15 protein-coding genes are annotated in these 14761 nt (G+C 55.1%); 3 read left to right on the forward strand and 12 right to left on the reverse strand.

Annotation, left to right across the window (positions count from 1 at the left end):
* Positions 1 to 23: 23 nt before the first annotated feature.
* The 8 genes from LUQ43_RS07415 to LUQ43_RS07450 all read right to left on the reverse strand — a co-directional run bounded on the left by LUQ43_RS07415 (position 24) and on the right by LUQ43_RS07450 (position 7292).
* The gene (locus tag LUQ43_RS07415; RefSeq protein ID WP_299965768.1) at positions 24 to 1337 is read right to left on the reverse strand and encodes an NCS2 family permease; all 1314 of its coding nucleotides are present in this window, start codon (positions 1335 to 1337) and stop codon (positions 24 to 26) included.
* 838 nt (positions 1338 to 2175) lie between these two features.
* Complete coding sequence (locus LUQ43_RS07420) at positions 2176 to 2745, reverse strand: flavodoxin family protein (protein ID WP_299965770.1); 570 nt, start codon at positions 2743 to 2745, stop codon at positions 2176 to 2178.
* A gap of 20 nt (positions 2746 to 2765) precedes the next feature.
* Complete coding sequence (locus LUQ43_RS07425; RefSeq protein ID WP_299965773.1) at positions 2766 to 3332, reverse strand: nitroreductase family protein; 567 nt, start codon at positions 3330 to 3332, stop codon at positions 2766 to 2768.
* Positions 3333 to 3369: 37 nt separating this feature from the next.
* Positions 3370 to 4023 (reverse strand): flavodoxin family protein, encoded by a 654-nt coding sequence (locus LUQ43_RS07430; RefSeq protein WP_299965775.1) that lies wholly within the window; start codon positions 4021 to 4023, stop codon positions 3370 to 3372.
* A 16-nt stretch (positions 4024 to 4039) separates the two neighbouring features.
* Positions 4040 to 4819: a carboxymuconolactone decarboxylase family protein gene (locus tag LUQ43_RS07435; RefSeq protein ID WP_299965777.1), complete on the reverse strand. Its 780-nt coding sequence runs from the start codon at positions 4817 to 4819 to the stop codon at positions 4040 to 4042.
* A gap of 21 nt (positions 4820 to 4840) precedes the next feature.
* Entirely contained in the window at positions 4841 to 5872 is a 1032-nt protein-coding gene (locus LUQ43_RS07440; protein ID WP_299965780.1) for an NADH:flavin oxidoreductase, read from the reverse strand.
* 7 nt (positions 5873 to 5879) lie between these two features.
* Positions 5880 to 6698 (reverse strand): nitroreductase family protein, encoded by an 819-nt coding sequence (locus LUQ43_RS07445; protein ID WP_299965782.1) that lies wholly within the window; start codon positions 6696 to 6698, stop codon positions 5880 to 5882.
* Complete coding sequence (locus LUQ43_RS07450; protein WP_299965784.1) at positions 6699 to 7292, reverse strand: flavin reductase family protein; 594 nt, start codon at positions 7290 to 7292, stop codon at positions 6699 to 6701. It abuts the gene before it with no gap.
* Between the two features lie 171 nt (positions 7293 to 7463).
* Between LUQ43_RS07450 and LUQ43_RS07455 the strand changes: the two genes are divergently transcribed.
* Positions 7464 to 7838 (forward strand): helix-turn-helix domain-containing protein, encoded by a 375-nt coding sequence (locus LUQ43_RS07455; RefSeq protein WP_299965786.1) that lies wholly within the window; start codon positions 7464 to 7466, stop codon positions 7836 to 7838.
* A gap of 89 nt (positions 7839 to 7927) precedes the next feature.
* Here LUQ43_RS07455 and LUQ43_RS07460 read toward each other — a convergent pair whose 3' ends face one another.
* Positions 7928 to 8797: a hypothetical protein gene (locus LUQ43_RS07460; protein ID WP_299965788.1), complete on the reverse strand. Its 870-nt coding sequence runs from the start codon at positions 8795 to 8797 to the stop codon at positions 7928 to 7930.
* A gap of 278 nt (positions 8798 to 9075) precedes the next feature.
* On the opposite strand from LUQ43_RS07460, the gene LUQ43_RS07465 reads away from it, so the two are divergent.
* A complete protein-coding gene (locus tag LUQ43_RS07465) occupies positions 9076 to 9789 on the forward strand; it encodes a DNA alkylation repair protein (protein WP_299965790.1) in 714 nt (237 codons plus the stop codon).
* Positions 9790 to 9803: 14 nt separating this feature from the next.
* Here the strand turns inward: LUQ43_RS07465 and aqpZ are convergent, their stop codons facing one another.
* Positions 9804 to 10502, reverse strand: coding sequence for an aquaporin Z (gene aqpZ, locus LUQ43_RS07470; protein WP_299965792.1), 699 nt, complete (start codon positions 10500 to 10502; stop codon positions 9804 to 9806).
* Between the two features lie 157 nt (positions 10503 to 10659).
* Here aqpZ and LUQ43_RS07475 point away from each other — a divergent pair, with 157 nt between their 5' ends.
* Positions 10660 to 11994, forward strand: coding sequence for a serpin family protein (locus tag LUQ43_RS07475; protein WP_299965794.1), 1335 nt, complete (start codon positions 10660 to 10662; stop codon positions 11992 to 11994).
* Positions 11995 to 12071: 77 nt separating this feature from the next.
* On the opposite strand, the gene LUQ43_RS07480 is transcribed toward LUQ43_RS07475, so the two are convergent.
* Both LUQ43_RS07480 and LUQ43_RS07485 read right to left on the reverse strand, forming a co-directional pair.
* The gene (locus tag LUQ43_RS07480; RefSeq protein ID WP_299965796.1) at positions 12072 to 12386 is read right to left on the reverse strand and encodes a hypothetical protein; all 315 of its coding nucleotides are present in this window, start codon (positions 12384 to 12386) and stop codon (positions 12072 to 12074) included.
* A 151-nt stretch (positions 12387 to 12537) separates the two neighbouring features.
* Positions 12538 to 14742, reverse strand: a complete 2205-nt coding sequence (locus tag LUQ43_RS07485; RefSeq protein WP_299965798.1) for an adenosylcobalamin-dependent ribonucleoside-diphosphate reductase — start codon at positions 14740 to 14742, stop codon at positions 12538 to 12540.
* Positions 14743 to 14761 lie beyond the last annotated feature (19 nt).

Consider the following 14761-nt stretch of genomic DNA (forward strand, 5'->3'; position numbering starts at 1 on the left):
TTTCTCCCTGTAGGGCCCTGAGCTCAGTACGGGTAGAACACAAAGAACGCGAGACAGAGCAGGAAGAGCGCCCAGCACGCCGGCTGGATTTCCCGGATCCTGCCGCGGACGATAGCAAAGACCGGCCAGAGAACAAACCCGGCACAGAGCCCGACCCCGATGTTGTAGGTGAAACTCATCATTGTTATGACGGTAAACGCCGGAATAACCTCCGCATAGTCGGAGAAGTCCAGCCGGGTTACCGGCTCGAGCATCATCAGGCCCACGAGGATCAGGGCCGGGCCGGTCGCGATCAGGGGAATCGCAGAGAAGAGCGGGGCAAAGAAGAGTGCCAGCAGGAAGAGCGCACCGCACACAACTGCGACAAACCCGGTCCGGCCGCCCTGCTCAATACCGGCAGCGGACTCCACGAATACACCGTTCGTGGTTGTACCGAGCAGGGCACCGGCGGTTGTTGCCAGCCCGTCGGCAAGGAACGGACGTTCAATCTGCGGCAGGTTTCCGCTGCTGTCAAGGAGACCTGCCCGGGCACTCATGCCGATCAGCGTGCCCATCGTATCAAGGAACGCCATCGTGAAGAGGGTCAGGACTATCGAGAACATCCCCCACGTGAAGACCCCGGCGATATCGAGCTGGAGGAAGGTCGGGGCAAGGGAGGGGGGCATGGAGATGATACCCGCAGGAGCCGGTGCAATACCGGTAGCGAATGCCAGGCCTGCGGTTGCAAGGATGCCGAGCAGGATAGCAGCCGGGATCTTCCGGGCAAGCAGGATCCCGGTCAGGACGAACCCGAAGATCGCAAGGATCACGGCGGGGTGGTGGAGATCCCCGATTGCCACCGGGGCACTCTCGCTCCCGACGATGACAATACCGGAATCCACAAATCCTATGAAAGCCAGGAAGAGCCCGATCCCGGCGGCAAAGCTGTATTTCAGCGACGCGGGAACGGCACTGCTCATGATCGAGCGCCAGCCGCTCAGGGTCAGGAGGGAGAGGAGGAGGCCGCTCAAAAATACCGCACCGAGGGCCGTCTGCCACGGATAATGGAGCACCCCGACTACCGTATAGGCGACGAAGGCGTTCTCCCCCACGTAGGTCGCGATCGCGAACGGGCGGTTGGCATAGACTCCCATGACAGCGCAGCCGAACGCGGCGGACAGGATGGTTGCTGCCATGCAGGCTTCGTAGGGGATCCCCGCGGCCTTTAGGATGGCCGGGTTGACGATGATGATATAGGCGACGGCAATGAACGTGACAATGCCTGCGAGAACCTCCTGCCGCAGGGTGGTGTGGTGTTCAGAGAAACGAAAGATCCGATCGACCTGTTCAGCAATCATACCTGTTGAACAGGTTGAGACGGGGCGACAATACGTTTTGCGTTTTGATTCCTGACCTCAGTACTTCTCTCACAATTTTTCTGTGAGTCTTGGTAGTGTGCACTACCTGCTAAAATACCTGCTAAAAACCTGAACGAATATTTCCACCATTATTCGCATTGCAATCGATCTCCGGCAAAATTTTTTCAACCACCCCCTCACCCCCTGCTAAAAATTTTTCAGGCAGGGTCCGGTTGATCGGCAAACCCTCTCACGCCGGCAAATCAAAAATTTTGTAGCATGTACATGCATTTTGTAGCATAATTACCCGATTGTAGCCTCATCAACTGACACCTCATGATCGCGATTGAAATTTTTTCAGCAGAGTCTGGCTGAAAAAAATGCTCTGGAATGCCTTAATCCAGACAAATTGCAGGAACCCTTTATGTCTCTGAAATTTTCCCGGTGAATCGTGGATAGTCAGCAACCCGTATCACATCCCAATCATCTGAAACTACGAAGAACCGTAACAAAAGGAACGGATTGGGGTTTTTTCCGGATCCCTTCCCGGACGAAGAGATAGAAGAGATCAAACCGGAACAAATCTTCGTCAATCGTTCTTGGACCACGGAGAACACGGGCCAGGAAAATCCCTTGAAGAGACACCCGGATATTCTTGTACAGAAGCGAGATGATGGTCCGCAGGTACCGGATTGCAATGGTTCCGGGAGATGTCTTAGTATCCGGCTGGCTTTTTTACCCTATAGTGACCGTATCCGGCACCCACTGCCTGTTGAGATCGTATGCTTTTCCTTAGTTCGGGCTCAAATATGGTGAAGTACTGGATCTGGGAAAAGAATTATGCCAGCAGGTCCCGCCCCAGCTGGCAGGCCTGCTCCATGAGTTCTTTTCTCTCGGTTACCGGCGGTTTGGTCCCGGCATCCAGATCGCAGCCAACCAGGTGAGCCTTCACGGTCATACCCGAGAGCCCGACCGCGAACATGAAGGACTCGATCCCGCTCCTGAAGAGCCGTTCATCCGGCTGGTTCTGCGTGAAGATGAACGAGACTTTTTTGGTCTTGGGCAGTTTCGGGACCAGGTTCATATTCATGTACGGGAACATCCGGTCGAGCCATGCCTTGGTCTGGGCAGTGACCCCGCCGAAATAAATAGGCGATGCCACGATAAGGCCGTCGCATTCCTGTATCAGCTGGTGGATCTGCTGCATATCGTCCCTGACCGCACAGGCCGCGAGGTCATTCCTCTTGCACCAGTAACAGGCCTGGCAACCCTTGATCTTCAGGTCGTTCAGGAAGAATGTGGTGGTTTCAACACCCTGTTCTTTGAGCCCCCGCTCTGCTTCCGCTGCGAGAGCTGCTGTGCTGCCCTTCTTCCGCGGGCTTCCGATGAGGATAAGTGCTTTTTTCATGAGATCGCCATCTTCTCCCGTTACCGTACCCACGTCACGTTTGCGGGGTGCTTGTCGTGGGCTTCGGGTTTCTCTTCGGGATACCCGAAAACAATAGTGCCGACCGGGCTGTAGCCCTCAGGGATCCGGAACCCTGCCATGAGATCCTTGTTCTCATATGCCACTTCCGTTGAGCCGATCCAACAGCTGCCGATACCGAGGGCGTGGGCAGCGAGCATCAGGTTCTCGGCGCAGAGCGAGCAGTCGATCTCCCGGAACCGGCTGCCGGTTTTTCCGATGACCATGATGACAGTCGGGGCGTTGTAATAGATTGAGTAGCCGGGGCTCTCCAGCAGCGCCCGGAACGCATCCGACATCCCGTCATGTGCTCCCTTCATGTGGGAGATCATGAGGGGCTTGCAGTAATCCGAGACCCGGTTTAAGAAGTCCTGGTCCTGTACCACAACAAACGCCCATGGCTGGAGGGCCAGAGCCGACGGGGCATAGGTCCCTGCCCTGAGGATCTTCTCAAGTACCGCATCGGGTATCTGCCGCTTCTCATACTTCCTGACACTGCGGCGTGTCATGATTGTTTCAATTGCTTCCATGATTCATCTCCTGTTTTTCCGTTCCGCACGGGACCGTTTACCGGCCGGCCTGTGCCAGCCGGGCTCCCAGTTCGAATGCTTTTTTGCAATCCTCCGGGAAGACCTCCCGGTGCCGTTTCCGCCGCTCTTCCGGGTCGCAGTAGCTGAAGACCACCCTGTCGTAGTCCTCGAACTGGAGCGTCTCGAACGAGAAGAACGATTCAGCCTGCCCGAATATCCGGGCCAGCACGCTCTCATTGAGGCCGACATGCACGGAATACGGGGGTTCCTTTATCTGTTCTTCGGACACGTTCATCGTGTAGACAAATGCCGTGGGCACCTTCCGAGTAAAGAGCGATGCCGGTGGCCAGGTATACACGAGGTACGGAAACATCAGTCGTTCCATGAAGGACCGCATCTCCCCGGTCACCGTGCCGAAATAGAACGGGGAGCCGAGTATGAGCGCATCCGCCCGGGCAATCCTGTCGAGAACGGGAGTGATGTCGTCCTTCACAGCGCACTTCCCGTAACTCTTCCCGTCTTTCAGTTTGCAGGCAAAGCAGCTGGTACAACCCTTGTAGTCCAGATCGTAGAGGTGGACGAGTTCAGTCTCCGCACCCTGCGATTTCGCCCCTTCGAGGGCATGTTCGAGCAGCGTTGCCGTGTTCCACGTCTTCCGTGGGCTTCCGTTGATAGCTATGACTGTTCCCATAATGTTTCTCCGGTAATCATTCCCCGTTCAGGGAGGTGGCAACCTCGCGGGTGGCAAGGATGCCGTTCAGGCATGCCGGGAACCCGGCATAGATGGATACGAGCAGCATGATCTCCACGATCTCTGCCTCTGATAGGCCGGCCCGGAGCCCGCCGCCGATATGGAACCGGAGTTGGGAGGGGGCAGTTCCCATTGCCGCAAGCGCCGCAATGGTCGCTGCCTGCCGGTTCCGGATCGGGAGGATGCCCCGGGCATAGATATCCCCGTAGCCGAACGCTATCACATACCGGGTGATATCCGGGTTTACCGGATCGTACGTCTCCCTGAGGATCTGCTCCTGCCGGGGGGCGATCTGCGAGAGCAGCTGCTTCCCGCGCTCGTACCGCCCCTCGGTCCCTGCGTGGACGGAATCCCGTGAGAGCGTCCGGCCGGTCTCTTTCAAAACCTCCATGAGAGTGCCCATCGCGTTCAGGGTGGCCGGGAATCCCGCATACCCGCACATCTGGATGATGACTTCGCGGATCTCCTCGGGGGTACAGCCTACATGAAGTGCGGCATGGATATGGACCTTCAGCTGGGGCGCCGCAGTCCCCATGGCGGTAAGAGCAGCCACAACGGCCTGCTCCTTGGTCTTGTTATCGAGAATCTCCCGGGCGTAGATCTCCCCGAACGAATATTCGATCAGGTATCGGGAAAGGTCAGGGCAGATGGCATTCAGGGTCTCTTCTACCCGGACACCCGCCTCCCCGTCGATCTCAAGCAGTTTTTTCCTTCCGATTGTTGCGTAATCTGTCATAGGATCTCCCCTTTCCAGTAATCATGTCTCACCTTCAGGGAATTCCCTGAAGGGACATACATTTCCATCAGGCTGATTCCTGCATGCATCGCAGGAGAGGCATTCAGCCGGTTCATCGGGATTTTCCCTCCAGTGATTGGCAAGGCCGGGTTGTCTCAGGAACGGTCGGGAGAGCGCGAAATACCCGATATCAGTTGTATTCAGTAACTCCGTCATGACCGCTGGCGTGCGGTTCATGCCAACCAGGATCACCGGGACACCCGTGATCCGGGCAATCTCAGTAGCATGATCCCGGAATACCGATTCCTCGTAAGGCAGACCCTCCGGAGGGAATGGCGTACCATGGATACCCCCGGATACTTCGATCGCACTAATTCCCTGCTTTGCCAGCTGCCTGCACGCCTCGCGGCAGGCATCCCAGACCCCGTCGTCCTCTTCGAAGTCTGAGCAGTTTATTTTCACAAGGATCGGGAATGACTCTCCCGTTTTTGCCCGGATATCACTCATAATCTCACGGAGGAAGCGTATCCGGTTCCTCACCGTCCCGCCGTACTCATCAGTCCGGGTATTCTTCCTGGCATTCATGAACTGGCTCAGGAAGTACCCATGGGCTGCGTGGATCTCGACGCCGTTAAAACCAGCCTGTTGTGCCCGGAGCGCTGCATCCCCGAACCCTTTGATAATGGACTGTATATCATCGCAGGTGGGATCTCCCGGGGTCCAGAAGATGCCGTTCCTGCCGGGAAATACGAGCTGCATGACGACAGGGGCGCCTGCATCGTGAACGGTCCGGGTCAGCTCGCGATACGCCGGGATACAGGTATCGTCGGGAATTGCCAGCATGCCGGGGATACGGGCAGCATCTCCCGTGATCGTGGTGGCACTTGAGATAATGAGCCCTGTACCACCAAGCGCCAGATCCTGGTACACCCCGATGAGGCGGGGTGTCGGCAGGCCGGTCTCATCGGCCATCGCCTCCCATGTGGCTGACCGGACGAGCCGGTTCCTGAGCTGCATCGTCCCTATGCAGGTCTCGTCAAAGAGGGTTTTCATGGAGTTCCTACTGCCACGTCACATTCAACGGCTTCCGTCGGGGAATGCCGTAGATTTTGTACTGCGGATTGCCGAACATCAGTACGTATGCGGATTTCCGTCCAGCAGGAATGCCAAGCTCTTTCTGGAGGGGTTCATACGTGGTCGCCGCCATTGCAACGAACCCGGCCCAGCAGGTCCCGATCCCGTAAGCAGGCGCCGCGATATCGAAATGCGTCAGAGCGATGATAGCATCGGTCTGCGCAACCGGGTTGTTCTCAGGAATTGTGGCGATAAGAAGGTGCGGAGCGCCCCGACAGATGACATCGTACCCGGCTTCAAAAGGCTTGATCAGCATCGGCACGTAGGCGCTCATCGGGTGCGTGGAGTTCACGAGCGTCTTCATCCATTCAACGGTCAGCCCGGCAATCTTCTGTACCTTCTTTTTGTCGTGGATAACAATCCATTCCACCGGCTGCCCGTTGCCACCCGATGCAGCATACCGGGCAATATCGAGGACCTCGAGGATCTTCTCTTTCGGTACCGGGTCTTTCGTGAAGCGCCGGACAGATCGGCGTTTCTTCAGGTAGAATGCCATGTCATCGGGTGATATGGTGCCGGCACCGGCCGACAGGGGCACCTTCTCGTCCGGGCGGTCGTTCAGGATGAGCGCCTGCGAAGGGCAGAAGACCTCGCAGTGCCCGCAGTGGATGCACATGCCGGCTTTTGCATCCGGCAGTTTTGGCAGGGTGTTCTCATCAGCGGGGTCGATGAGCCCCATTGTACAGGCATTAGAGCAGATCCCGCACCGGGTGCAGAGATCCTGATCAACGAGTATCGCAGGCATTTATTTCCGTCCTCTCTGTGTGTTGTTTTGTGACTGCTCTGTCAGATTCTTTCCGGCACTCCAGGCATCCCCGGCATACTTCCCGAGCGACCAGTACCGGTTGTCGGGCATGGTCAGGAAGAGCGGGTCTATTTCAGGGAAATCGGGTTTGCCATCCTTGATCACCCTACCATCTGCATAGGCTCCTACAATCTCCCCGATATAGAGGCCGTGCGTCGGGAGGGGCACCACCTGGACAAGCCGGCATTCAAGGGTGACAGGACAATCCTTTATCATCGGTGCTGTCTTGAGCGAGCCATAGACGACATCAAAGACCCCCGATTTATCCGACTTTGCACCGGATACAATACCGCAGTAATCGGTCTTCTCCAGGAGCTCCGTGGAGGGAATGTTCACGGAGAAGGTCTTCGTTTCCGTAATCCCTTTTGATGTATAATGGCTGTTGGCGATCCCGCAGGCGATCATGGGCGGGTTTCCATTCACCCGGGTACACCAGCCCACGGCCATGAAGTTTGCTTTCCTGTTCACCTGTGTCCCGACCAGAACCACCGGCATCGGGATGAAAAAATTGTTTCCAATCTGCTCTTTTTCCATACTGGTTACCTCGTTCCCGGACAGTGCGGGGATCCTGACAGAAAACCATAAACAGAGAGACTACAAACTATTCTTCTGCAATGGTAATCTTAACCATTACGATAAAATATGCCTTAACTGAATATATACAATATACGGGCATTATGGTAACAGGCTTTCATTGAGGTAACTATGGCGTACACGAAGAACGGAAAGACATACCACTGCACGGTCGAAGCCGCCCTCGACGTTATTGGCGGCAAGTGGAAGCCGCTGATCCTCTGGCACCTTGGAGACGACGTGCTCCGATTCAGCGAACTGCAGAGGGATCTGCCGGGTGTCAATGCGAAGATGCTCACAAAACAGCTCCGCGAACTGGAAGAAGACGGTGTAATCAAGCGGACCGTCTATCCTGAAGTACCGCCGCGGGTGGAATACAGTATCACGGAGTTCGGGAAGACCCTGATCCCAATCCTCCAGGCGCTCTGCACCTGGGGGGCACAGTACCTGGGTGTTGATGAGAACGGCAAGCAGTGCCCGGCAAAAGCCGGGAAGAAAATATCGTGAGATCGGTGCGGGGGATCAATGGGCAGCCCATCACGGCTGATCACTCCAGAAACCGGTTCACTTTTTATTTAAAAAAAGGGGCCTTTCGATTAGAACCGGGTATTCATCCATTTTCGAGTGACATTTCCTATACCGAGCGCATCCTCCGGTTCCGGGTGTCTGGCGCTCTCCGGTATCATACCCTGAGGAATAGAATCGGCCGTGGTTGAGTCTCCCTGCTGATGCTGGGTCATCATCACTTCGATCATACCACGATCAAGTGAGGTATCATGGGGAGAGAGTATCCTGTTTAGTGAATATATCTCAGATACGAAATCGTACGGATCAATTTCCTTCTCTTCACCAATACTCATAGGCATGAGTTGCGATATCTGGCGGATCTCATCAACGGTTTCTTTCCCGATATAGCCCATCAGACAATAGGATTCCGCCAGGATCTCAAGACGGGAGTGCCCGTATTTTTTCACCCCGTGCTGCGTCCATTTGAAGAAATTATATGCTTTCTGGAGCGGCATCGGATCAATGTGGGGTATCTCAGGGAGTTGAGGAGCCGGGATACCTGACAGGGCACCCGAAGCCAGGTATTTCTGCAAATCCGAAGCAGCAGTATCATCAGGGGAGCTGTTTTTCTCCACCGGAAGTTCTGGTTCAAGCGGTTTCTTTTCCCGTTCGAGCTGCGATTCCCGCTCATTAATGGCAGCTTCCCGCGCTTCAAATTCAGATTCACGTGATACGGAATCCGGGTCTTCAACGGCTGTTCCGGTATCTGTTGGTGGGGACGATATAATAGTAAAGGGATTCTCCATCTCATTCATCCGTTCCCGGATGTCCATGAGGATGTGTTTTATTGAAATTTTCAGGAGATCAACCTCGCGTTCGAGGCTCTGAAGCCTGACAGCTGGATCTTCCACTGACGCCGCAGAAATGATGTCGTCAACCTGGGTTTGATTTACAGCCATGGCGTTGTCCGATTATTTGTTATTTTTATTTAATAAATATATCGGTTTTAAAAAAACTAAAATTTGGGCTCCGTTTATTAATATTAAAAATAGTATTGCAATAAACAATTAAAATCAGACCCCCGGGAGGAGATGCGGCACGTTCAATTCAGAGAATGGAAATAAATCGAGGGTACATCCTGGAATTGATTTGATCTCCTCGCATCCATGCATGAAGATCTCCCGGCCCGGAATCCGGTTCCATTTCTCTTATCTGGGATTCCCACCCACCTTTCAGCATGGACCCGGTTATTGCACGCATCCGGTATGAGCTGGAAAACCAGGCTGATCCTGAAATTCAGAAGACCTCAAAACGGTTCTTCAAGGAAGAGATCCGGTGCTATGGAATGAAGACGGCGACGGTGATTGCGCTTGCCAAGAAGTTCTGGAAAGAGATCCAAGGTCGCCCAAAACCGGAGATCTTTACTCTGTGCGAAGAACTCTATCAGTCCGGATACATGGAGGAGTCATTCATTGTTTCAGAATGGGCTCACGCCCTTTCCGGACGTTACGAAAGAGAGGATCTCGCTGTGTTCCGACGCTGGATCGATACCTACATCACGAACTGGGCGTCGTGCGATGGTTTCTGCAATCATACCATGGGCGACTTCATCGAACAGTACCCGGAATATATCGATGAACTGAAACACTGGGCGCTGTCGGAGAACCGGTGGATGCGCCGGGCCGCGGCGGTGTCTCTCATTATTCCCGCCAAACATGGAGAGTTCCCGGTTGAGGCCATGGAAATCGCCGATCTGCTCCTCACAGATCCTGATGATATGGTGCAGAAAGGTTATGGCTGGCTCCTCAAAGAGGTGAGCCGGAAGCACACGAATGAGGTCTTCTCGTACGTGATGAAGAACAAACAGGTGATGCCCCGGACAGCGCTACGGTACGCGATCGAGCTGATGCCAAAGGAGCTCAAGGCCGATGCAATGAGGAAGGACTGGTAGAAAAAGGAGGAGGATTATGCCGGTGCAGCGGTATCCTCAAGGAGATCCTTCCACACGAAGGCAGCAATCACAGCCCCGATGATCGGGGCGATAATGAAGAGCCAGAGCTGAGCAAGCGCTGTTCCGCCAACAACCAGTGCCGGTCCCAGACTGCGGGCCGGATTGATGGATGCTCCGGTGATAGGGATACATACCAGGAGGATGACCGTAAGCGCTAACCCGATGGGAATCCCGGCAAACCCGGCGGGGGCGGATTTGCTGGTCACCCCGAAGATTACCAGCAGGAACACGAAGGTCAGAACGACCTCGGCAATAAGCCCGGACACCATGGAATATCCGTCAGGAGAAGCTACCCCGTACCCGTTCTGGCCCAGGCCGTTTGTGGCAAGGTCATAACCCGGGTGCCCGGTCATGATCGAGAGCAGCAGGAGTGAGGCGATGACCGCCCCGATGCACTGGACGATGATATAGATCACCGCGTCCTTTGACCCAATCTTCCCGTTCACCAGCATCGCTAGGGTTATCGCGGGGTTGATATGACAACCCGAGATTGGCCCGATAGCATAGACCATAGCAACAACGGTCAGTCCAAAGGCCAGCGCAATCCCGAGAAAACCGATGTGTTCTCCGGCAACGACAGCACTTCCTGTCCCGATAAGGATCAGGATAAAGGTCCCGAGTAATTCGGCAAGGTACTTCTTCCACTCATTCAAATGAATACCACCTACCCCGGTTTTTCCGGTCAGTGGTTGTCAACCTCCGGGTTTATACAGGTATCGTGATTCCTGACCGATGTAAAGGTGGTTCTCGCGGCATAACTAAGAGCAAAACCACAATTATCGCCAGATTTAACTGACCGTCCCGCCTACGGTGAGTTATGCAAATGGCGGTAGGGAGAGGACTTGTCATCACCGTGCTGATCTTTGTTGGGGTGGTCCTCGCTGGAGTGCCGGAATTTCCGGGAGCACAGACGGGCAGACTATCCCCGCCGCCACCCAACCCCCTTCATCCACGTATACAACACCAGTACCTGGGATACCCGCATCAGAAAGTAATTCGGATGTTACGCTTGCCAACAACCGGTTTGCGGCTGACCTGTATCGCCAGCTCGCAACAGATCCCGCATCTTCAGGATCGAATATCTTCTTCTCATCATTCTCCATCTCATCCGCACTTGCGATCACGTACGAAGGGGCACGCGGGACAACGGCTGACGAGATCCGGTCGGTCTTTCACCTCCCGGCAAACGATACTGCACGAAGGCTCGGATTTGCCACAACAATTGATCATCTCAACCAGCCCGATACCGGGTATACGCTGAAGATGGCAAATGCACTCTGGGCCGAGAAGAACTACACATTCCTCCCGGCGTATCGCAGTACTGCCGGAACATATTACTCAGCCAATACCACTAACCTTGATTTTATCAACCAGCCCGATACTTCCCGCCTCACGATCAACCGGTGGGTAGAGGACAAGACTGCCAACAAGATACGGGATCTGTTGCCGACAGGTTCCATCGATCCCATGACCCGGCTCGTGATAACAAACGCAGTCTATTTCAAGGGATCCTGGGTGAGACAATTCGATGCGAACAAGACGCGGGATGCAGAATTTCAGGTCGCACCCGGCAAGACCGTGACGGTCAAAATGATGCAGCGGACGGACGAGGAGGCCGTGTATTCCTATGCCGTTACCGGAGATCTCCAGAGGCTGGCAATGCCGTACACCCACTCCAGCGGTAAGGGTCTTTCAATGATCGTCCTTCTGCCTGCGACAGATAACCTGTCCGCTGCAGAACAGTATCTCGACCCGGAGAGACTCTCCTCACTGGAACAGAGCGCTTCATTGCAGCGCGTGGATGTGTACATCCCGAAATTTACCCTGGAGACCAAATATCAGCTTCAGCCAGTCCTTTCTGTAATGGGGATGCCGGCTGCCTTTTCCGATACTGCCGACTTCTCGGGTATGGACGGGAAACAGGATCTGGTTATCAGCGATGTAATCCACAAAGCGTACGTGGATGTGAACGAGGAGGGGACGCAAGCTGCTGCTACGACCGCCGTTGTCGTGGTGGAAGCTGCCAGGGAGAACCCAAAAATTCCCGTGTTCAGGTCAGATCACCCCTTCGTCTTCCTGATCCAGGATAATGATTCCGGAACGATACTCTTTACCGGTCGTGTTGTCAACCCGACAGGAGCGTAATATCAGATGAGGTGCGGATTCAGCATTCCCTTTTCTTCTCAACAACAATCCAACGATATAGAAAAAAGACAATACTATCAGCCGATACTCGCGACCCTCTGTTGAACCAGGTTCATGAGATCCTCAAGACACTGGCACCGGTTGATCTCATCGGTGCTGGCAACCTGTAAGATATCTTTTCCCACCTGGACGAGAATTGTGGGAAATGTCGTGAGGCCCGTGCCAACCTCAGAAGAGAATTCGTTCCGGTTCAGGAACCGGGCCGGCATGTCAAGCTCCTTGATAAAACGTTTCCAGTCCTTCTTCATGCCGATAGGACTGTACGTGATTGCTGTAAGGTTACAGGAGTCCTTACTATGTGATCCACCTGTCTTCGACGAATAATCCTTCATGCCCGGTAATACGCCACCGTCGGCGTTATATACGCAAAGGAGGGTCTTCCCGTATGACATGGTGAAGGGGGTTCTCCCTGCCAATATATATTTTGAGAGGATGGCTGGAGTTCAGATAATGAGAGAGACGGTCGAAAAAGAAGGTTCCTGCTCAGCTGCATCCGGTCCAGCCGCAGTGTTTACAGATCCCCTTGTTGCAGCCTTCCCCGAAATCCAGCGGCTCGCCACAATCAGGACAGGGATTCTTTTTATTGACTTCGCGGATATCCCAGTCCCTTAAGGTTGTGATGCTCTGGTTCTTTGCAGAGAGCTCGATGCAGCGCCCCACCACATCCGCACAGGAATGCCCTTCCGATGCGGGATTCTTAAGCGCGACAATGCAGTTGACTTTTGCAAACTGTTTCACGAACTTGGTGAAGGGGACCCCGTTCTGGAGACCCGTGCTGATGGCCCGACCAAGGGCACTGCTGTTGGCCTCGCAACCCCCGCTCCCAACCGTCCTGATGAAGACCTCCATTGGTCTCCCGTCCAGGAGGTTGACGGTCACGTACAGACGGCAGCAGCCGGACTGGCAGAGGAACGTCCGTCCGGAGAGCTCCCGGGGCCGGTTTATCGAGAGCACCGGGATCTTTTCGGGAACATTTCTTCCGGCAACGGGAACAGGTACGGGTGACGGTGTGGTATCTTTCAGGGCGAGAACCACGTCCTCCCTGCTGCCGGTCCGGTAGATGGTGATGCCCTTGAGCTTCAGCGACCAGGCCATGAGGAGGGCTTCCGCACAATCCTCTCTGGTCGCGGATGATGGCATGTTGATGGTCTTGCTGATGGATGCGTGAACATGTTTCTGGAATTCAGCCTGCATCAGGATGTGATCCCTCCAGCTGATGTCGAGTGCGGTCTTACAGAGAGCACGGAATTCCGCCGAGAGCCAGTGCAGGTCCTGTACGGTTCCGGATTCATGGACATGGGCGATCACTTCCTCGATCTTATTCTCCCGTTCGTCCCCTGCAAAGCCCATGCCGGAGAGGGTGACGCTGAGATGCTCGCGGAAGACAGGATTCACGATAACAAACGTCTTCCCGACCGTGTTCTTCCGGGTATAGGCAAACGAGAAGATCGGTTCGATCCCGCTTGAACAGCCGGCGAGGAGAGAGATCGTGCCGGTGGGCGCAATCGTCGTCATGGCTGCATTCCTGATCGGGAACTCCGTCCAGATACTTCCCTGCCATGCCGGGAATGATCCCACCTTTGCGGCACGCCGGCGGGATTCGTCGATAGCCGTCGAAGTTACGATCTCCATGATCCGCCCGCACCATGCCCGGCCTTCAGCGGAATCGTACGCAAGCCCGGCCATCAGGAGCGCGTCGTGGACCCCCATGAGGCCCAGGCCGATCTTCCGTGTCTTCCGTGTCGCTTCCGCGATCTGCGGGATCGGGAAGACATTCTTGTCAATAACCAGGTCGAGGAACCGGGTGGCCATACGGGCGGTGTCAGCAAGTTCCTTCTCATCGAGGATTCCATTGTGCATGCAGGTTGCAAGGTTGATGCTGCCGAGTACGCAGCTCTCGTAGGGGAGGAGCGGTTGCTCCCCGCAGGGATTGGTGGTGTCGATCTCACCAAGCTGGGGGGTGGGATTCCGCCGGTTGATCTCATCGAAGAAGAGGAGGCCCGGTTCACCATTCTTCCAGATACCCTCAACAATGGCGGTCCAGATCCGGCCTACGGTGACCGTATCCCCGGTATGGGGGTGAGTGAGCCAGACGGTCTCAAACTGCCTGCGGGAGACAAGATCCATGAACCGGTCATTGACCATCACGGAGATGTTGAAGTTGGAGAACTCGCCTTCCTTTGTCTTTGCGGTGATGAACGGGATGATGTCGGGATGCCAGACATTGAGGATCCCCATATTCGCCCCGCGCCGGCGCCCCCCCTGCTTGATCACATCGGTTGCGGCATTGAAGACCCGCATGAACGAGACCGGGCCGGATGCTACTCCCTCAGTTGACTGGACTGGGGATCCTTCCGGCCGGAGGTGCGAGAAGTTATACCCGGTTCCCCCGCCGGTCTTGTGAATGATCGCGCCCTGCTTCATCGCATCGAAGATCCCGTCGATGGAATCCGTGACGGGGAGTGTGAAGCAGGCGGAGAGCTGGCCAAGTTCGGTCCCGGCGTTCATCAGCGTGGGGGAGTTGGGAAGGAAGCGAAGCGTGCGCATGGCCTCAAAAAAACGGGATTCTTCGTCACGGTCTTCGGCAAGAGCCGATGCTACACGGCGGCAGATGTCCTCAAAACTGGTCTCGCCTTTGCGGAGGTATCGTGCAGAAAGTATGCTGTCAACAACGGGTGATGCACTCATAGGTTATTCCTGATTCGTT

The organism is Methanoregula sp., assembly GCF_028679125.1.
Taxonomy (GTDB): Archaea; Halobacteriota; Methanomicrobia; order Methanomicrobiales; family Methanospirillaceae; genus Methanoregula.